This is a genomic window from Arthrobacter sp. Y3223166, assembly GCF_059090935.1.
In genome coordinates this window covers 1-19,835 of the sequence record NZ_JBNHGE010000048.1, presented here as the reverse complement: position 1 = coordinate 19,835, position 19,835 = coordinate 1, and the positions used below count along the sequence as shown (strand labels likewise).

The following is a 19,835-nucleotide window of genomic DNA, read 5'->3' as shown; positions in this document are numbered from 1 at the left end:
CAGCGCCAGCACATTGTCCGTCGCCGCGGCCAAGGACTGGTTCAGCAGGCTGCTCACGCTGTGGACCGCGGCGAATTGATCGTCCAGCAGCGCCAGCACCGTGCGCAGCGAGTCCAGCGACGGCAGGACGCCGCCGATCGCTTCGCCGGGCGCGGCGAAGGTGCTGCCGAGCAGCAGGTACGCCGCGAGTCCCGCGGTGGCCGTGGACAACAGGCCCAGCCGGTAGCGCGCGCCGACCAGCGAGAGCAGGAGGCCGACGGCGATGCCGCCGAAGCCTGCAGTAAGGTAGCGGCCGTTTCCGCCGAAAACATGATGGAATCCGGCCAGTCCCAGTCCCAGCAGCAGCACCAGGACAGCCGCGTCGATGGCCACCTGTCCTGCGGGCCGCGGTAGCCGGGTCGACAATCCGCCGCCGGCCGGCAGGCGCCGCTTCCGCGGGGCGGCAGGGCCGGCGTCGTTCTGTGCTGCGGCGGCACGGCCGCGCACCCGCCCGGGTTGCTGCCCCGGAGACGGAGCGTTGGCGCTGCCGCTCATGCGGCGGCCTTCCGCAACACGAGGGCCAGGTCGTCCAGGGTGGACAGGGACAGCACGGACAGGTCGCCGATGGTCGCCCGGGCGGCCTGGAGGCCGCCGCCGCAGCGGATGGCGAACGCACGGATGCCAACCGGAACGGCCGACGATGCCTGGCGCAGCTGCGTGGCGGACACGTGATCACCGACGACCAGGAACATGACGGACGCATTCGGAACCGCGTCGGCGGTACTGCGGGCCAGTTCCACCGCGGTGGAGCGCTGCGGTTTGCCCTCGATCCGGGTCATTTCATCGAGCAGGATGCGGCCGGTTTCGCTGCGCAGCGGGCCCCGCTGGGTCAGGACGCTCAGGTTGCGCTCCTCCCGGATGGCCTGCAGCCCGATCGAAGCGCCGACGGAGACCGCCAGTTCGAAGTCTTCCTCCGAACCGTATTCCTCGGTGTTCGTCGAGACCGCGACGGCGAGATGCGCGCGGCGGGTTTCCTCGAACTGGCGCACCATCAGCGTGTTGGTGCGCGCCGTGGTTTTCCAGTGGATGTAGCGGCGGTCGTCGCCGGGGACGTAATCGCGCAGCGCGTGGAAGGAGACGTCGGCGCTGGCCAGTTCCTTGGTGGGCAGGCCCTCGAGGTCGCGGATGAACCCGGCGGCCGAACTGCCCAGCGCGGTGGTGCGCGGATGGACGAACAGGTCGGTCGGTTCCGTCCACATCATCTGGCGGCGGAGCAGGCCCAGAGGATCCTGGCGCACCGAACGGACCGGGCCCACCACGATGACGGCGCGGCGCTGCGTCGGGATGGTGAACAGGTCCTCGTGCACTTGGCCGGCCTTCATGCGCGGCAACTGGAACACGGCGGTGGCCGCTCCGACCGGCAGCTCCAGCGCCGCCGGCAGCAGGGGTTTGTCCGCGGTATTCGTCACCGCTATGCTCCCCACGGCCTGGTCGCCGACCGCGACCCGGGTGCGGGCCAGGTCCAGTTCCACGCCATACGAGGAACGGCCCAACACAAAACCTATCGCCAGCAACAGCAGAAACAGTCCCGTGAGTGCCGCGATCTTGGCTTCCTGCCAGCCGAAGGCCATCCCGGGCACCAACAGCAGGACCGTGCTGCCGGCAACCACCCAGCCCAGCGGGCTCACCGTTTCCAGCACGGGCCGCAGGTGGCGCTCGGCGGCGCCCCGGGCCCGCTGCCAGCCCGGCCGCACGTACTGCCCTGCCAGCGAACCGGCCCGGGCCGCCAGCGAGGCCGGATGCAGCGTGCTGCCTTCGTCCGGAGCCACCCGCCGGATGGTTTCGCCGAGGCCGGCGAACCGCTTCGTCTGCTCCGTGGCCCGCTTCGTCGTCGTCTCGGTCATGCCGCCGCTTCCGGCCGGAAATCTTCCGTCGGCACGGCCCTAGACCGTCACCCGCTGCTGGGGCGCCGGCACGCCGGCCAGCACGCGCGACATCACGGCCTCCGGGGTGGCGCCGGCAAACTCCGCCTCGGGGTCCATCACGAACCGGTGGTTCCAGACCACCGGAGCCAATTCCTTGATGTCATCCGGCAGTACGAAGTTCCGGCCCTGGGAGGCGGCCCAGACCTTGGCCGCCCGGACCATGGCCAGGGCGCCGCGGACGCTCACGCCGAGGCGCGACTCGGCCGCGGTGCGGGTTTCCTCGCACAGGGCGGAGACGTATTCCAGTACCGACAGGTCCACGTGGGTGGTGGCCGCGAGGTCAGCCATGTCTCGCACGGCCTGCGGGGTGATGATCGGCGTCAGGGCCGCCGACCGGTCCCGGGTGCCGGCTCCGGCCAGCAGTTCCACCGTGGACGCGCGGTCCGGGTAGCCGATCGACGTCTTGATCAGGAAGCGGTCCAGCTGGGCTTCCGGGAGGCGGTACGTGCCGGCCTGCTCGATCGGGTTCTGCGTGGCGATCACCATGAAGGGTCGCCCGGCGTCATAGGTCACGCCGTCCACCGTCACCCGGCCTTCTTCCATGACTTCCAGCAGCGCCGACTGCGTCTTCGGCGAGGCGCGGTTGATCTCGTCCGCCAGCACCACGGTGGCGAAGATCGGGCCCTTGTGGAACTCGAACTTCTGCGTCTTCTGGTCGTAGATGGTGATGCCGGTGACGTCCGAGGGCAGCAGGTCCGGCGTGAACTGGATGCGCGAGTTCGAGCCCTGCACGGTGGCGGCCAGCGACCGGGCCAGCATCGTCTTGCCGGTTCCCGGGGCGTCCTCCAGCAGCACGTGCCCCTCGGCCAGCATGGCGGTGAGCACCAAGCGCACCACTTGGTTTTTACCAAGCACGGCCTGGCCGACGTTGGCGGCCAGCTTCCCGAACGTCTCGGCGAACCACTCGGCCTGCTCGGAAGTCATCGTCATGCTGTTCCCGGTCTCTCTTCGTGTTGCTTCGGTGTCAAAACTTCTAGTTGCTTAAGGAGCGTGCGGTCATGGGGTCGGCCGCCCCTCCCGCTGGCGGCCTAACATCTGCCCATCCCTGCCGGGGCCGAGTTGGCAAGATGCCCGTTAGTCCCCGCCTCACGGATGTGCAGGCCCTTGACGACCATGTTGTGGTTCTGCGGTTGGCCGCCGCCGATCTGCTTGTACCACTTTCCGCTGCTCCACTGCACGTAGCACTGGACAACGATCTCACTGCCCCAAATGGCCCAGTGGTTGCCTGCGCAAGACCCGTTGTTGAAGTTGTCGCTGCTGCCGTCGGCATTTTCCATGCAGGTCCGGTGTCCATCATCGAGATCCGTATTGCCTCCGCCAACGGTCACCGTCCACTGCGTCTTCGGCGGCGGCGGCGGCGGTGGAGCGTCGCCGGAGCTGGCCGCGGTCGACGCTATCGCACCGGCCGTGCCCCGGGAATTGATCGACTGCGCTTCGAACGTCACGCGCTTGTTGTACGCGCGGGTGTTGACGGTCTTGCTTCCCGAGTTGGCCACATTCTGCCAGGCGCCCCCGTCGATCCGGATCCGGATTTGGGTGACGTCATGGCTGTTCGCCGCCGGTGCGCTCCAGCTGAACGTGACGTCCTGCTGTTCCCTGGCGCCGTTCTGTCCGGAAACGCTCGGCGTGCCCGGAGCCCCATACGGCGTCGCGTTGTTGGACTCGGCGCTCGGCGCACTGGAGTAGCTCGCGCCGTCGCTGTTGGCCACGGAGGTGATGCGCACGTTGACGGCCTTGCCGTTGGTGAAGCCTCCCACCTTCTGGCCGTTTGCGATGGCCATGGTCCGGCCGTCGCTGAAGGTCGCGCGGTAGCTGACTTCGCCGGCCTGGGCGCCGTTGCGCTGCGCGGCGGTCAGTTCGTTGAAGGACACCGTTACCGCGCGTCCGGCCCCGCCGGTCTCCGCTTCGCTCAGCGAGGCTCCGGTCGGGGCAGCAGGTGCGCCGACCGCCCGCCGCGCATTGGACTGCGGGCTGGCCTCGCCCGACCCGGCCTTGTTCCGGGCCGTGACGGTGTAGGTGTAGGCGGTCTCCGAGTTCGGTGCGGTCACGGTCTGCGACGTCGCGCTCACCGCCGGGAAGGTCCGGGTCAGGCCTCCGCCCTGGTATTCGCGCACGGTGTAGTCGAGAATTTCGCCGCCGTTGTTGGCCGGCGCGGCCCAGCTCACCTTCAGCTGGCTCTGGTCACCCACGGATTTCACCCGTTCGGTGGCAGGAGCGGTGGGAGCGGCGGGCGGACCGGCCGGCACCTCTGCGGCGGAGTAGGCGCTGAAGTCGCTCGGTTCCGGGGCGCGGTTGTGCGCCTGCACCCGGACCTCGTAGGCCTGGCCGTTCTCCAGTCCCTCCCACCTGTAGCTGGTGCCGGTCAGGCCGTTCTTCTGCAGCTGGCCGCTCGGCGGCGCCGGCGAAATCTCCAGGGTGTAGCTTTCGATCGCCGAGCCTTCGTTGGCCGGGGCGGTCCAGCTCACGTCCAGTGACTTGTCGCCGAACTTCAGCTGCGGAGCGGCCGGGGTCGCCGGCCGGACATCCGGCCGCGCCACCGCCGACTCCGCGGACGGGTCGGACGTGCCAATGCTGTTCTCCGCCGTCACCGTGAAGGTGTATTCGACGTCGTTCTGCAGGCCGGTCAGGGTGCAGGTGGTGGTCGCGCACTGCTGGCTGAAGCCCCCGCCGACCGCGTTCACCGTGTAGCCGGTGATCGGCGCGCCGTTGTCGCTGGGCGCCGTCCAGGACAGCACCACGCTCTGGTTGCGGACCGAGTCAACCAGCGGCGTGCCGGGCGTCTCCGGTCGGCCCTTGACCACGAGCGAGACGTTCGCCGTCGCCTGCCGGCTTCCCTCGCGGGTCTTGTCCTCGACCGTGTATTCGACGGTCATGGTGCCGGAGAAGTCGGCGCCGGGCGTCACGATGATCCGCTCCCCGTCGATCTCCGCGGTGCCCCCGTTGCCGGCCACGGCGCTGACGATCGTCAGCGGGGTTTCCGGGAACGGGTTCACGTCGTTGGCGAGCACGTCTACCGGCAGCGCTTCGCCCTGGACGGCGTCGGGCACCTGGTCGTCGTTGGCGACCGGCAGCGGGCGGGTGGAGGCGGTCGCCCGCACACCCACCCGGCTGGTCACCTTGTCGGAGCGCCCGTCGGTCACGGAGAAGTTGACCACGCCGGTGGCTCCGGTCTGGAGCGCGGCATCCGCCGCCACCCGCAGAACGCTGCCCTCCAGGCTGACGTCGAATCCTTCCGGCGTCCCGCCTTCGACGGCGAACTGCAGCTTCTCCAGGTCCTCGGGGTTCGGGTCGCTGGCCAGCGGGCGCAGGTCGTAGCTGACGGCGTCTTCGCCCTTGGCGACCTCGAGCGTGCCGGTGGTCAGCTCCGGCGGGAAGTTCCGGTCGGCGGCCGGAATCACTTTGGTCATGATGGTCAGCGTGGACTTGAGCCCCTCGGGGTCGTCGGGGCCCGATCCGTCGGTCACCTCGAACGTGATGGAGCCGGGGCCGGCGTAGTCGAGGTCCGCCTTGTAGCTGAGCGTGCTCGCGTCGGCCATCCATTGGTTGTCGCTGGTGCCGATCGCGCGGATGCTTTCGGCCACCGTGATCCGCGGGGTGCGGCCGGGCCGGACTTCCACCAGTTCGGTCAGGTCCAGCTGCAGTTCGTCGCCGGCCGTCACGTCCAGCGGGGTGTTGTCGCGCAGCACCGGATACTGCTCGCCCAGCGGCGGAACCCAGATGACCGCGGTGGCCTGCAGCCCGTCTCCGTCCCGGACGGTGTAGGGAATCAGCTGGACCGCGTCGGTCAGCTCCACGTTGACCTGGCCGTCGGCGACCGCCCGGGCGGTCGGGTAGTCACCATCGACCAGGACGTCCAGTTCCTTGGCCACGCCGTCCGGGTCCTCGTCGTTCTCCAGCACCGGCACGTCGACGGCGGTGCGCCCCTTGATGTCGGCCGATTCCACCCGATCATCGCGGGCCAGCGGCGCCTGCAGCGGGGCGTCCTCGCTCACTTGGACCGTCACGGTCCCGACGGCGGAGCCGCCGCGGCCGTCGCCCACCGTGTACCGGGCGTTGACCGTGCCTTCCTGGGCCGGGGTTGTCAGATAGACGCGGCCGTCTTCGGCCTTGGCCGCGATCGACTCGGGCGTGCCGACGATTTTGTCGGGGGCCAACTGGAGCGGGTCACCGTCCGGGTCCGAATCGTTTGTGAGCACGTCGACGGCCACCGTCCGGCCCGGCCGGATCTCGATCCCGTCGTCCAGCGCCACCGGGTTCTGATTGCTCTCCGGCGCGGGGGCGATGCCCACCAGGACCGTGGCCGTGTTGACGGCGCCCAGCCTGTCCTTGACCTGGTAGGTGAAGGTGTCGGTTCCCGCGCCCTGCGCCGATGCCGTGTAGTCGATGTAGTTGGGCCCGGCGACGGCCGCGCCCTGGGTGGGAGCCTTGCCGATGCCCGTCAGGTACACCGAGTCGCCGTCGGGATCGATGCCGTTCAGCGGGATGGGAATCCGGACCGTCGACCCCGCGATGGCGCGGGCCTCCTGGTTCTTGGGGGCGGGCTGGGAGTTGGACTCGTCGTCGCGCGGGAGGATATTGATCCTCAGCTGGGCCGAATCTCTCTGTCCTGTAGAGTCAGTCACCTCGTAGACCGCGTAGACCGTTTTGGCCTGCTGCCCGGCGATGAAGCGCACGGTATTCTCGGCAGTGAAGATGCGGCCATCGGCAGGGTCCGGGGTCTCGGCGAGCTCTTCCACCAGCTCCAGCGTGTCGCCGTTCGGATCGGTGTCGTTGGCCAGCACCTCCACGGTCACGACGTCGCCGGCCCGCACGGTTGCGGTGTCGGCCTCGGCCTGCGGCGGCAGCGGCTTGTCCTGGCCGGCCACGGAGATCACGCTGACCTCGCCCGTGGCCGAGGCGAAGCCGTTCGACACGGTGTACCGGATGGTGGTCTGCTCGTGCAGCCCCTTCACGTCGGAGAGGCGCAAAATGTTGTGGTCCAGCACCTCGACGGCGACAGGCGCCCCGTCCGCGTCCACCGAGGTCACAACCAGGACGCCGCCGGCGGGGTCGGTGTCATTGGCCAGCACATCCACCAGCACCTGCCCGTTCTCCGGCAGCAGCGCAACGTCGCGCACGGCCACCGGCGCGCCGCCGCCGTCGTCCTCGGTGGCATCGATGCGGATCAGGCCGGTGGTGCTGGTGGGCCCGTTGGTGACGAGGTAGGTGAAGTAGTGGGCGCCAGCGGCATCGGCCGTGAACTTGACCGTCCCGGCGTCGTAGTCGGGCACGATCGAGGTGTTCGCCGCGGAACCGGTCTTGGCCAGCCGGAGTTCCCCGCCGTTGGGGTCCTGGTCGTTTTTCAGCGGCGCGATCTGGATTTCCTGGCCCACGGTCGCGGAAAAGTGGTCGGCGTTGGCCAAGGGCGGCAGCGCGCCGGGCGGGCGGACGTCGAACACCACCACGTCCTCGGTGGTTTCGGAACCATCGGACACCCGCACCGTGACGTCCTTCTTGCCGAACGTCTTCCCGACGTCCTGGAAGGTCAGCAGCCCATCCGGCCGGGTCCGCACCAGGTCTCCGTCGGCGGTGTTGTCGGCGTCGACCAGGAACAGGTCGTCCCCGTCCGGGTCGATCCAGTCGCTGAGGATGTTCTGGCTGATCTCCCGGCCCTGTTCCACCAGGATTGTGGTCTTCCGCTTCGCTTCCGGCGGCAGGTTGCTGCCCTCGGCGCGCACGTCAATCGCTACCCGCGCCGTGTCCGTGCCGCCCCGGCCGTCGTCCACCTCGTAATTGAAGGTGTGCCGGCCGGGCCCCGCGTCGCCGTTAACCACGATCTGCAGTCCGGTGCTGTCGTAGATGCCCTGCACCTCGCCGACGACCGGGCCGTCGCCGATCACGCGGGCGGTGAGCACATCGCCGTCGGGGTCGGAGTCATTGTCCAGGATGGTCAGCGTGGTGGTGCGGCCGGCACGCACGCCGAAGGCGTCGTCCTGGGCGACCGGCGGCTGGTTTTCCTCGGTGCGGTCGGGCAGGGTGTTGACCGGGTTCTCGTCCGCCGAGTCCTCTTCGTCCTCTTCGTTCTCCTGCTCCGGCGGGATCAGGTCGCTCCAGTTGTCCACCAGCTGCATGTTTTCGAGCACCAGCCAGACGTTGCCGGCGTTCACGTCGTTGAGGACCACGATGTCCCGGTTCACCCGGAAGACCAGCGACGCGTTCGCACCGATTCCCAGGATCGGCTGCGCTAGATCATCGGCGTCGTCGCTGCAGTCCCGCAGGTAGTGGTTGACGCCGGCCCAGGCCGCGTGCAGGCATCCGGCGAGCTGGACCGGTGCGGCCGGTGTTCCGGTGCCTTCCAGCGGCACGATGGCTGCGTCGGATCCGTTCAGCGGCTGCTTGATCAGGGCCGACTCGGTTGCCACCGCCACGAACGGGCTCTCGTCGCCGCTGAGCTGAAGCGCGCCGCCGCGGGCGTCCGGCACGGTGACCTCGCGGCCGCCGGGGAGAACCAGCAGGCCCGAGTCGGTATCGAAGACCACCGCTTCTTCCCCCACGGCGGCTATCTGCAGATCCCCGGCTGTGGCCAGCGACTCCACCCGGTGCCCGCCGGTGCGTTCGGGCACGCCTTCGTCGTTGACTTCGAAGCGGGCTACCTCGCCGGCAGCCGGATCGGCAACGAAGATGGTGTCCTGCCTCGAGACCGTGGCCACGCTGCCCTTGGCGTCGGTGAGCAGCGGCTCGGCCGTTTCCTCATTGAACGACCCCAACTCGTCGGCCGGGCTGATCCAGACTTGGCCCTTGGCCGTGTCGGTGATGGACAGCAGCGTGTTGCCGAAAGCCACGTCGGCGGTGCCGGGCAACTGCTGTTCGGACCCGCGCTCCATCTGCGCCACGTCCACCGGGCTGAGCATCGACTGGTCCTGGTTTTCCATGAACACCGTGCCGGCGTTCTGCAGGACATCAAAGCCGTCACTGTTGGCCCTGAAGCCGCCGTCGAGCACCTGGGACTGATAGTTGAGGTGGCCTACCATCCCCTGGCTGTTGTTGGTGACCCACACCCCGCCGTCATTCAAATCCACGTCGGCGGTGGGGAACCCTTGGTAGTAGATGGCCCCGCCGACCACCAGCGCCGTCGCCACAGAGAAGGTTGTCGTCGATGCGAGCGTCTTGCGCCGCCGCGTCCGCCCGAACATTCTTCCCCGCAATGCCCTGATTCCTTTGTGATCCCGCGCCGATTCCCCGTCGGCGCCCCGGGAAATTCCGGAAGAACACGCCGATAAGGCACCCAAAGACGGCCCTTGGTGCGACAAGGGCCCTTATCGACTATTGCACGTATAACCACTGAGCGTAAACCCGAAGGCATGGGGAGGACTCCCCTGCCGGCCATTCGCCCGGGAACGACGACGGCGATGCCCTGCCCGGGCGTCGGGGGCGGTGCCGTGCCCGGGCGTCGAGGGCCTCGTTGCGGTACCGTCCGGTGAGCCTGGACCTAGTCGACAACCAGCCCTTGGCCGGTGCCGTGGGCAACGGTGACCGGGTTGACCTCGCCGAATCCACGGACGGTGCGCACCTTCTGCGGGATCAACACGAATCTCTCATCCCCGGCGAGCGTGGACGCGGTGGACGCATCGACCAGAACGGTGCCGGGCTCCGCGAGCGTGGTCAGGCGGGCGGCGAGATTGACCGTGGGGCCGTAGATGTCGCCGAGCCGGGAAAGGACCCTGCCCCACACCATGGCCACCCGCGCCGAGGGCAGCAGGTCGTCGTCGCCTATGGCCTTCGCCAGGGCCAGCGAAATTTCGGCCCCGGCCTGCGGGGAGGGCGCGATGTAGAGGACTTCGTCGCCGATCGTCTTCACCAGGCGCCCGCCGCCCACGGAGATGATCTCGGCACAGCGGTTTTCGAAGCGCTGGACCAGCTGGGCCAGGGTCTTCTCGTTCATCTGGCGGGACAGGCTCGTGTAGGACACCAGGTCCGCGAAACCCACCGCCCGCAGCAGGGGCAGCGAATCGGCGTCGCCACCTGCCCCGGCTCCGGCTCGGAGGGCGGCCTCGGACCGGACGGTCAGGCGGGCAACCCCGGCGTTGAGCTGTCGCCGATAGGAGTAGAGCAACAGCTTTTCCAGGGAATCGATCAGGTTCGGCAGCTCATGGACCAGCCGCTGGCGGGCCTGGGCATCAGTGAGCCCCCGCTGGTGCACCATCTCCTCCACCAACGCCTCCACCTGCCAGACCACCATGCGGTCCGTCATCTGGCCGACCGACCGGGTGATCGAAATCGCCGCTTCTTCGGTCAGCCGCTCCTCGCGGACCAGGTCGATGATGGTGGTCAAGGCCTCCAGGTCGGCCTGGGTGAAGGCGAGGTCTTCGTCCCCGAGGTTGGCGAACCCCAGGGCACGCCAGATTTTGCGGGCCGACAGCAGCGACACTCCTGCCCCGGCAGCCACTTCACGGCGCTTCATGGTCCGTTCGGAACCCAACAGCCGGATCTCGAGATCCTTGATGGCCTGCCGGTCCACCTTTCCGTTGGACTCGGCGACCGGCGCGGGGGTGGGCAGCGGCACCCGGGGCATGGACAAGGTCAGCGGCTCGGGCTCCCCCGTCGGGTGGCCGCCGGGGGCCTGGTGCCCTTCCGGTGCCGGCTCGGGCTCCAGCACAGGTTCGGGGTCCTCCGGGCGGGTTTCCTCCAGCCCTTCGTCCGGTTCGTCCGCGGGCGGCGGCGGCACTTCGCGGCGCAGCAGATGGGGCAGCTCGGGATCACGCGGAACCGGTGGCCGGCGCGGTTCATCCTGCCCGCTGCTGATGTCCATCCTGTGCTTTCCTCCCTGTCAGCTGTCCCAGCTGTTCCACTCTGTTTCCGTTTCCATGTCTACACCATCAAACATGGTGGTGCGTGGCAGCTCCTCAATGGCCTCCACCACCAACGATCTGAACCGGTGGACCTCCGGTACGTCAACCGCCGTGCTGGTCCGTCCGTGCCCCAGGTCGATCGTGAGATTGCCGCTGCGCAGGGTGCGCTGGATGATGGACTGCTCGCTGCGGACTTCGGCGATGGCCACCAGCAGCAGCTGGCGTTCATGCCGCCGCCCGACGCCCTCGCGGATGATGAGCCGCCGGCTGGTCAGCACATAGCGCGTGCTCATCCAGCGCAGCAGCGGCAGGAGGAACAGTCGCGACAGCAGCGCCGCCACCATCACGGCCAGTCCGGCGAGCAGCAAGGGGCGCGACTCGACCACCCAGTCCGGCGGGCCGGGACGGCTCAGGTTGCCCAGCAGGTAGGAGCCGACTCCCAGCACCAGCAGCGCTGCCGCCACCGGCCAGGAAAGCTTCCGTGCCTGCGGCCGGGTCACCACGATCACGCGCTCCCCCGGATCCAGTTTCAGCCGCAACGCGGCTCCCGGGTCCGGCAGGGCGTCCGGCGCAACTCAGGGACCTTCGTGCGGCCGGAGGTGCACCACGTCGCCGGCCGCCACGACGTGCTCTGTGCCTTCCGCGTCGCGGATTTTCACGGCACCGTAAGCGTCCAGGCCGAAGGCCTCGCCGATGATGTGTTTCCCGTCCGGAAGCTCGGCGCGCACCTGCTGTCCCAGGGTGACCATCACGTCCCGCATCCGGCCGATCAGGCTGGATCCGTCGTCCCATTCGGCCGCCGGGTCGCCGCTGACATCACAGAACTGCCGGTAGCGCTGCGAGAAGACCCGCAGATAGGACATCAGCAGGATGTTCCGGTCGGTCGTCCGGCCCTTTTCCAGCGCGACGCTGGTGGCGGTGGGAACCGGCAGTTCATCCCTGGAGAGGGTCACGTTGAGGCCGGTGCCGAGGACGACGGCGGGGGGCGAGCCGTCGGGGTAGCTCACGATTTGGGCCAGGATGCCGGCGATCTTGCGGCCGGAGACCAGGACGTCGTTGGGCCATTTGACCTCGGCCTTCAGCTGCGCGTACTCGCCGAGCGCCTCCGCCAGCGAGGCGGCGGCCAGCAGTGAGAACCAGGCGTAGCTTTGGGTCGGCACGGGCCGGCCGGCGTGATTGAAGGGGCGCAGCAGGATGCTCACGATCACCGACGAGCGGGCCGGAGCGCTCCATTGCCGGTCGAGCCGGCCGCGGCCTGCGGTTTGCATCTCGGCGGCCAGGACGCTCAGGTCCGACCATCCCACCTTGTCCGCGACCGCCTTGGCCGCCAGGTCGCTGTTGGTGGAGCCGGTGGATTCCACCAGTTCGAGCCTCCGGTACGGGCCCAGGGGTGCGCAGAGAGCGTCGCTGAGGCCGTCGAAATCCAGGGCCGGTCGGTCAACGTCGGAAAAACTCGGGCTCATGTGTCCCATCCTACTGACCGCCGACCGCACGGGAGCTGCCGGCAGGCCGCGATCCGCGGGGTTCCCCAGGCAAAAGCACTTGCGGCGAAATTGTAGGGTTCCTACACGTGGCCTGACGCCCATGCTCACTAGACTTGGTTCAGCGGCGCGCCTGCGCCCTGCTGTTTTGTGCGAAACCTACTTAAGCAGCCTGCAGAGCGCCGCATCCGACACCCTCGGCAGAATCCGGAGAATTCATGAGCCTCGATCAAGACCTTGATCTGCAGACCACTGCAGGCAAGATTGCGGACTTCCGCCGCCGCCAGGCGCAGTCCCTGCAGCCTTCCGGCGCCGAGGCGATCGAGAAGCAACATGCCCGCGGCAAGAACACCGCGCGGGAACGGATCGAAATGCTGGTGGACGAAGGATCCTTCGTCGAGTTCGATGCCTTTGCCACGCACCGGTCGACCGCCTTCGGCATGGAGAAAAAGAAGCCGCTCGGCGACGGCGTCGTCTCCGGTTACGGAACCGTCGATGGGCGGCTGGTGGCGCTGTACAGCCAGGACTTCTCCGTCTACGGCGGCTCGCTCTCCCAGGTCAACGGCGAGAAGATCGTGAAGGTGCAGGAATTCGCCCTGCGCAACGGATGCCCCGTCATCGGCATTAACGACGGCGGCGGCGCCCGGATCCAGGAGGGCGTGGCGTCGCTGGCGATGTTCGCTGACATCTTCCGCAACAACGTTGCCGCCTCCGGCGTGGTGCCGCAGATCTCGCTGATCATGGGCCCGTGCGCCGGTGGGGCCGCCTACTCCCCCGCCCTGACGGACTTCGTGGTGATGGTGGACAAGACCAGCCACATGTTCATCACCGGACCGGACGTCATCAAGACGGTCACCGGCGAAGAAGTGGACATGGAAACGCTGGGCGGGGCGCGCCAGCACAACGCCACGACGGGCACCGCCACGTACCTGGCCGCCGATGAATCCGACGCCGTCGAATTCGTCCGTGAGCTGCTCGAGTTCCTCCCCTCGAACAACCTGGCCGAGGCTCCGCCGCTGGACTTCGAGGAGGAACTCGACCTCACCGCTGACGACCTGACCCTGGACGAACTGATTCCGGATTCGGCCAACCAGCCGTACGACATGCGGACGGTGATCGAGCACGTCGTCGACGACGGCAACTTCCTGGAAATGCAGTCGCTGTATGCGCCGAACGTGATCATCGGCTACGGCCGCGTCGAGGGGCACACCGTCGGCGTCGTGGCCAATCAGCCCATGCAGTTCGCAGGCACGCTGGACATCAACGCCTCCGAAAAGGCCGCCCGCTTTGTCCGTCACTGCGACGCCTTCAACATTCCCATCCTCACGCTGGTGGACGTGCCCGGCTTCCTGCCTGGCAAGGACCAAGAGTTCAACGGCATCATCCGCCGCGGGGCCAAACTGCTCTATGCCTACGCCGAGGCCACGGTGCCGAAGCTTACGGTCATCACCCGCAAGGCCTACGGGGGTGCCTACATTGTGATGGGCTCCAAGAAGCTCGGTGCCGACCTGAACCTCGCCTGGCCCACCGCCCAGATCGGCGTGATGGGCGCCCAGGGCGCGGTCAACATCCTCTACCGCCGCGACCTGGCCGCAGTGGCTGCCGAAGGCGGCGACGTCGAGGCCCGCCGGCAGGAGATCATTTCGCAGTACGAGGAAGAGCTGCTCAACCCGTACCAGGCTGCCGAACTCGGTTATGTCGACGCCGTGATCGCACCGTCCGACACCCGCCTTCAAGTGGTGCGCGGCCTGCGGGCGCTGCGCGACAAGCGGGCGACGATGCCGCACAAGAAACACGGGAACATTCCGCTATGAGCCGGTGGTCAGACATGAATACAACACAGTCTTCGGGCACCGCCGCGGTGCCGCAGGCCGATGACGCCATGGGGCCCCATCCGCTGCTGACCGTGGCCAAGGGCAATCCCAATGCCGAGGAACTAGCCGCGCTGACCGCCGTTGTCGCCGCCCTGCAGTCATCCGGGGTATCCAGCTCGCCGCAGAGCAAGCCCCGGCGAAACCGCCGGCCGCTGCTGCGCCCGTTCGTCTCGCACGGCCCCGGCGCTTGGCGGCACACCTTCCGGTAGCCGGCTCCCCAGAGGGCACGCCCTGCGGTAATGCCGCCGCGGCCGGGGGGTCACGGACTCCCGGCCGGCTTGGTACTGCTGCCGCTTCACTGCGGGGACGGGCGCGGTACGGGTCTCCGGGCGCTCAGCGCGGGTCCAGGACCGTGCCGAGGAAAAGCGGAAAACCTGTGGGCAGGTGGATGATCTGGTAGAGGAAGGGCCGATCGAACGAAAGCTCGATCTCGGGCTGCGGCGGCAACGAACCGGACAGCACATCCAGTTCGGTCACGGCGGCGGCGATGGTTCCCTTTTCGCCGACGGTGATGTTGGCCTGCTGGGCCGCGCCGGTCACCGAGGCGTCCGGCTGGATGGTCTCCAAATCTGGATCCGGGCCGAAGGTTTCGGCGAGTCCGAGCCCGCGCAGGATCGGCAACAGGTCCTGCCGGTGGGTGTGGTTCCAGCGGGGCAGCTCGAGAACGACCATGGCCTCGTCGGCCCCATCCATCACCGTCGCCACCTCCACCAGTCCGGCCTGGTCCATGACCGGCGTGCCGCCGTCCGGCAGGATGAGCCGCATGACGAACCCGTCGGCATAGGGAAGGTCCAGGCCTTGCCAGCCGTTCCCGCGGGCGTACCAGGCCTGCACCAGATTGCCCATCATGGGTACCTCGACCGGCTCGCCGGAAGCCGTGGTGAAAGCGCCGTCCTCCGTGACCGACGGGTCGAACGGTTGGTCCCAGGCGGCCGCGAAGTAGACGGCGTTGAGCAAGGTCAGCGTGTTCCCCGGGTCGAAGGTGCCGGGCGCCTCGGTGATGCGGCCGCCGGTGTGGTGGTCCACCCATGCATCCATGGCCTGTTTGGTCGCTGGATCGGAATAGTCCACCGGGTAGACGCCGGAGCCGTAATGCCGGGCCAGGGTGTGCAGGTAGTCTTCGCCGGTGGGCGTCCCTTCGTCAACGAACACGCCGTTGGCCAGGTGCAGCAGCGGCCGGGCCGGTGGCTCCTCCTCGTCGACCGAGTTGGGATCGCCGTCGAAACCTTCCCACTCCGCCGACAGCCCGTTCATGGCGGCTTCGAGATGCGCGTCCGGCAGCCCCACCACGGCATCCATCTCGCGGGCCGTGGTGCTGCCGGCGCCCGCGCGGAGCATGGCGACGGCGTAGAGCAGGCTCACCGGACTGGTGACCTGGTTCTTCTCCGGCGCCGCCGCGAGCATGGCTGCTCCCAGCTTGTAGGCCGAACGCCGCAGCGCTTCGACCTCGGCCGGAAAGTCCCCCGCTGCCACGTCCGCCCGGGCCACTCCGTCCGCTGCCAGCAGTTCCGGAGGCGCCGCGCAGGCGCCGAGCATCATGGCGGGCGCCACCCCCAGTGCCGCCAGCGCCGCCGTCGTCCTCATGCGCACTTTGCCCTCCTCACCGTTGACCCCCCAACCTATGGGGCGGCAGGACCTCAGGGCCAGAGGCGACACACTACAATTCCGTGACGATTGCCGCCGGGCCGGCCGCCCGATGCCGGACGGCGGACAGGCGCGCTGGCGTGGCCGGGTCTGCGGGTTGCCGGTAGGCTCTCCCTGTGACTGAGCAGACATCTGAACTGACCAAGAGCCCGGAAACCTGGCGCATCCCGTCCGCCATCGATGCCGTCGCAGACGCCTACACGGCGGAGCTGCTGGAGTTGGACCCTTCGCTGGCAACCTCCCTGGGCATCCCCGGCCATGAAACCGAGTACCCGGACTACTCCCCTGCCGGCGCCGAGGCCTTCGCCGAGGCCACCCGGGAGGCACTCCGGCGGCTGGAGGACCTGGAACCGACCGACGACGTGGACCGCGTCACCCTTGATGCGATGCACGAGCGGCTGGGCCTTGAGCTCGAAATCCACGAGACCGGCTGGGACCTGGCGGACCTGAACAACATCGCCTCGCCGGCGCAGGACATCCGCGCCATCTTCGACTTGATGCCCACCAACACCATCGAGGACTGGAACAACATCGCCGGCCGCATGGCGCACGTTCCGGACGCGATTGCCGGCTACGTGACGTCGCTGCGCGAGGCCAAGGACCGCGGGCTGGTCGCCGCCCAACGGCAGGTGCGGATCGTGATCGAGCAGACCCGTGCGTACGCGGCCGAGGACGGCTTCTTTCGCACGTTGGCGGGGCAGGCTGCCCCGGAAGAGGGCGAGCTGTCCCAGGACCTGCGCGACCGGCTGGCCGAAGCCGCCGGTGCCGCGGCGACCGCCTACGGCCGGCTGGCCTCGTTCCTCGAGGCCGAGCTGCTGCCGGCAGCACCGGAGAAGGACGCCGTCGGGCGCGAACGCTATGCCCTGATGTCGCGCCGTTTCCTGGGCTCCGCGGTGGACCTGGAAGCCACCTATGCCTGGGGGGTGGCGGAATTGGACCGCATCATCGCGGAGCAGGAAGCCGTGGCGGAGCAGATCCGGCCCGGGGCCAGCATCGAAGAAGCGATGGCGCTGCTGGATGCGGATCCCCAGCGGCAGCTGCACGGCACCGACGAGCTGCAGGCGTGGATGCAGCGCCTCTCGGACAAGGCCGTTGAGGAACTCGCCGGCCACTTCGAGATCTACGAACCGATGCGCCGGCTGGAGTGCATGATTGCCCCGACGCATGAGGGAGGCATCTACTACACCGGCCCCAGCGACGACTTCGCCCGGCCGGGCCGCATGTGGTGGTCGGTGCCCGAAGGCGAAGACAGCTTTACCACGTGGAAGGAAACCACCACGGTCTACCACGAAGGCGTTCCGGGCCACCACCTCCAAATCGCGACGGCCACCTACCGGCGCGAGCTGCTGAACAACTGGCGACGGAACATCTGCTGGGTTTCCGGCCACGGCGAAGGCTGGGCACTGTATGCCGAACGCCTGATGGATGATTTGGGCTACCTGGCCGATCCGGGCGACCGGATGGGCATGCTGGATGCGCAGCGCATGCGGGCCGCGCGCGTGGTGTTCGACATCGGCGTCCATTTGGAGCTGGAGATCCCGGAGCGCTGGGGCTCGGGTGCCTGGACACCGGAGAAGGGCTACGAGTTCCTGCGCAAGAACATTGCCATCAGCAAGGGCCAGCTGGACTTTGAATTCGCCCGCTACCTGGGCTGGCCGGGACAGGCGCCGGCCTACAAGCTGGGCCAAAAGCTCTGGGAGGAAATCCGCGACGAGCGACGCCTGCGCGAGGGCGACGCGTTCGACATCAAGGCCTTCCACAGCCAGGCGCTGAATATCGGTTCGGTCGGGCTGGACACCCTGCGGCGCGCGCTGCTGGGCGAGGACCCGGTGCCCGCCACCGGCTGACGCGGGCCGGTTCCGGCCGCGCGCGGACAAACAGGAGGGCCGATGCATCCCCCAACGGTGCACCGGCCCTCATCTGTGCCGGGTCCCTTCGGCCCTTAACGGGGCGTACTCTCCGGCGGGAGAAGCTCCCGCCGAAATCGTACGGTCAGGCAACCGGTCCAGGGGCCAACCGCGGCGCTTCTTTACGCTCAGGTCACGGCGCGGAAACACCCTAAGCAGGGTTCGCTTTGCGGCGCCGGATAAGCTTGGTCGGATGACCGATCTTCGCCTGATACTCGCCTCAGCCTCCCCCGCCCGCACCAAGCTCCTGACCGAAGCCGGCATCGCGCACGAGGTCCTGGTCTCGGATGTTGACGAGGACGCGGTCACGGCGGGCTACGGCATCACCGACCCGCACGACACGGCGCTGTTGTTGGCAAGGGCCAAGGCCGAGGCTGTTGCGGCGCTCCCCGCGGCCGAAGGCGCCTTGGTGCTTGGCTGCGACTCCGTGTTCGAACTCGACGGCGCGCCGTACGGCAAGCCGCATGAGCCGGACGTCGCCCGGGAACGCCTGCATCGGATGAGCGGGCGGCACGGGGTGCTGCACACGGGTCATTGGCTGGTGGACTGCCGCCCCACCGCCTTCGAGGCCGGCGGGCAGGAAAGCCCCGGCGCCGGATCGGGGGCCACCGTAGGGGCGGTCGCCTCCGCCGCGGTGCATTTCGCCCAGCTCACCGACACCGAAATCGACGCCTACGTGGCCAGCGGCGAACCGCTGCACGTCGCCGGTTCGTTCACCATCGACTCGCTGGGCGGCGCCTTCATCGAGCGGGTGGACGGGGACCCGCATGCCGTCGTCGGCCTCTCGGTATCCACCCTGCGCCGGCTGCTGTCCAGCGCCGACGTTCAGATCACCGACCTCTGGAGCTATTAGGCCCTTTCCGGTCCGGGGTTTTATGACGCGGCATTTCCCGTGTTTAACCGTTTCATCATCTTCTGCTTAATTCTGCAGTCCAAAAACTTATTTCGTTAAGCAACGGAGATTTCTCTCCTATATTCGTCCTTGTCTGACGTCATCAGACTGGGGGAATCTAGTTTGGCGCCGTCAGCAAAGTGCCCCTCATCGAACACGAGTTGGGGTACTACATGTTTCGCAAACGGCCTCCACGCCGGCTTAGTTTCAGATACGTCCTTGCGGTCCTGCTGGCCGCGCTGCTCTCACTTGGGACAGTTCCAGCCTTTGCCGGCGAGATTGGTTCGATCTCCGGGACCGTGACCGTCCCCGAAGGCCATTCGGCGGCATCGGTTACTGTGCGCGCATTCACCGCCGCAGACCACGAAGCCTCCGCAGAAGCGAAGGTGGCCGACGACGGCCGTTACCTCCTGGTGAATCTCGTGCCGGGCGACTACAAGCTTGAGTACGTGAGCGATGACGATGAAATCGCCTCAACCTGGCATGGAAATTCTTCTACATTCGATGACGCTGCTCTGATCGCGCTGGGTGGTTTAGCTCTGACCGGCGTCGACATGGACTTAGTTCTCAAGCCATCCGACGCTGGCAGTAAGTCGAATGACAGCGATAACGCAGCCGGTTTAGAAGCAACCGCTCCGACAGCTTCAGAGCCTGAACTGGGCGAGCAAGTGGCCATCGACGCCGAATCCCCGGCGCAAAACCAGACCGAGCAAGCCAGGCCTGACACAACGCGCGAGGATGCTGCAAGCTCGGATAGAGCGACAGCGGTGCCCTCACTCGGTGCATCGGCTACTGCCACGATCTCCGGGACCATAGTGGTTCCTAACGGCGCCAACGTCAGTGATGTATACGTGTATGCCTACACCGACAATGAGTGGGACGACGTAGCCTCAAGCTGGGTGCAAGAAGACGGTACCTACAGGCTCACCGGACTGACAGCCGGCGAGTACAAACTAAAGTTCCACGGCGGCGGCTCCGGTGCGCTCTCACAGTGGTACGACGGCGCCCAAACCTTCAAAGAGGCGCAAACCCTGCCCCTGGCCGACGGTGAAGACCGCGCCAACGTCAACGCCGAACTCGCCACGGCCGCCAGCATCTCCGGAACCATCGTGGTTCCCGACGGCGCCAACGTCAGTGATGTATACGTATATGCCTACACCGACAATGAGTGGGACGACGTAGCCTCAAGCTGGGTGCAAGAAGACGGTACCTACAGGCTCACCGGACTGACAGCCGGCGAGTACA

General features: G+C 67.8%; 11 protein-coding genes and 2 pseudogenes. 5 read left to right on the top strand and 8 right to left on the bottom strand.

Annotated features, from left to right (window positions below; translation table 11 throughout):
• The 7 genes and pseudogenes from AC5RUH_RS14970 to AC5RUH_RS14940 form a co-directional block, all read right to left on the bottom strand.
• Positions 1-534 (bottom strand): annotated as a pseudogene (locus AC5RUH_RS14970) (hypothetical protein); the annotation flags it as partial.
• Complete coding sequence (locus tag AC5RUH_RS14965; protein WP_494128966.1) at positions 531-1,883, bottom strand: DUF58 domain-containing protein; 1,353 nt, start codon at positions 1,881-1,883, stop codon at positions 531-533. The gene AC5RUH_RS14965 and the pseudogene AC5RUH_RS14970, both read right to left, overlap by 4 nt.
• Positions 1,884-1,922: 39 nt before the next feature.
• Entirely contained in the window at positions 1,923-2,894 is a 972-nt protein-coding gene (locus AC5RUH_RS14960) for an AAA family ATPase (RefSeq protein WP_494128965.1), read from the bottom strand.
• 98 nt (positions 2,895-2,992) lie between these two features.
• Complete coding sequence (locus AC5RUH_RS14955) at positions 2,993-9,136, bottom strand: Ig-like domain-containing protein (RefSeq protein WP_494128964.1); 6,144 nt, start codon at positions 9,134-9,136, stop codon at positions 2,993-2,995.
• 296 nt (positions 9,137-9,432) lie between these two features.
• Positions 9,433-10,515 carry an adenylate/guanylate cyclase domain-containing protein gene (locus tag AC5RUH_RS14950; protein ID WP_494002542.1) on the bottom strand — a complete coding sequence of 361 codons (1,083 nt, stop codon included), beginning with the start codon at positions 10,513-10,515 and terminating at the stop codon, positions 9,433-9,435.
• Positions 10,516-10,770: 255 nt separating this feature from the next.
• Positions 10,771-11,331: a PH domain-containing protein gene (locus AC5RUH_RS14945; protein ID WP_494128963.1), complete on the bottom strand. Its 561-nt coding sequence runs from the start codon at positions 11,329-11,331 to the stop codon at positions 10,771-10,773.
• Positions 11,332-11,367: 36 nt separating this feature from the next.
• Positions 11,368-12,255 carry a biotin--[acetyl-CoA-carboxylase] ligase gene (locus AC5RUH_RS14940; protein WP_494101741.1) on the bottom strand — a complete coding sequence of 296 codons (888 nt, stop codon included), beginning with the start codon at positions 12,253-12,255 and terminating at the stop codon, positions 11,368-11,370.
• A 236-nt stretch (positions 12,256-12,491) separates the two neighbouring features.
• Here AC5RUH_RS14940 and AC5RUH_RS14935 point away from each other — a divergent pair, with 236 nt between their 5' ends.
• Both AC5RUH_RS14935 and AC5RUH_RS14930 read left to right on the top strand, forming a co-directional pair.
• Positions 12,492-14,087, top strand: a complete 1,596-nt coding sequence (locus AC5RUH_RS14935) for an acyl-CoA carboxylase subunit beta (RefSeq protein ID WP_494002528.1) — start codon at positions 12,492-12,494, stop codon at positions 14,085-14,087.
• Positions 14,088-14,101: 14 nt separating this feature from the next.
• Positions 14,102-14,356, top strand: coding sequence for an acyl-CoA carboxylase epsilon subunit (locus AC5RUH_RS14930; RefSeq protein ID WP_494050229.1), 255 nt, complete (start codon positions 14,102-14,104; stop codon positions 14,354-14,356).
• Positions 14,357-14,480: 124 nt separating this feature from the next.
• Here AC5RUH_RS14930 and AC5RUH_RS14925 read toward each other — a convergent pair whose 3' ends face one another.
• Positions 14,481-15,731: a serpin family protein gene (locus AC5RUH_RS14925; RefSeq protein WP_494128967.1), complete on the bottom strand. Its 1,251-nt coding sequence runs from the start codon at positions 15,729-15,731 to the stop codon at positions 14,481-14,483.
• A gap of 176 nt (positions 15,732-15,907) precedes the next feature.
• Between AC5RUH_RS14925 and AC5RUH_RS14920 the strand changes: the two genes are divergently transcribed.
• The 3 genes and pseudogenes from AC5RUH_RS14920 to AC5RUH_RS14910 form a co-directional block, all read left to right on the top strand.
• The gene (locus AC5RUH_RS14920) at positions 15,908-17,638 is read left to right on the top strand and encodes a DUF885 domain-containing protein (protein WP_494128962.1); all 1,731 of its coding nucleotides are present in this window, start codon (positions 15,908-15,910) and stop codon (positions 17,636-17,638) included.
• Positions 17,639-17,891: 253 nt separating this feature from the next.
• Entirely contained in the window at positions 17,892-18,551 is a 660-nt protein-coding gene (locus AC5RUH_RS14915; protein WP_494128961.1) for a Maf family protein, read from the top strand.
• 179 nt (positions 18,552-18,730) lie between these two features.
• Positions 18,731-19,835 (top strand): annotated as a pseudogene (locus AC5RUH_RS14910) (hypothetical protein); the annotation flags it as partial.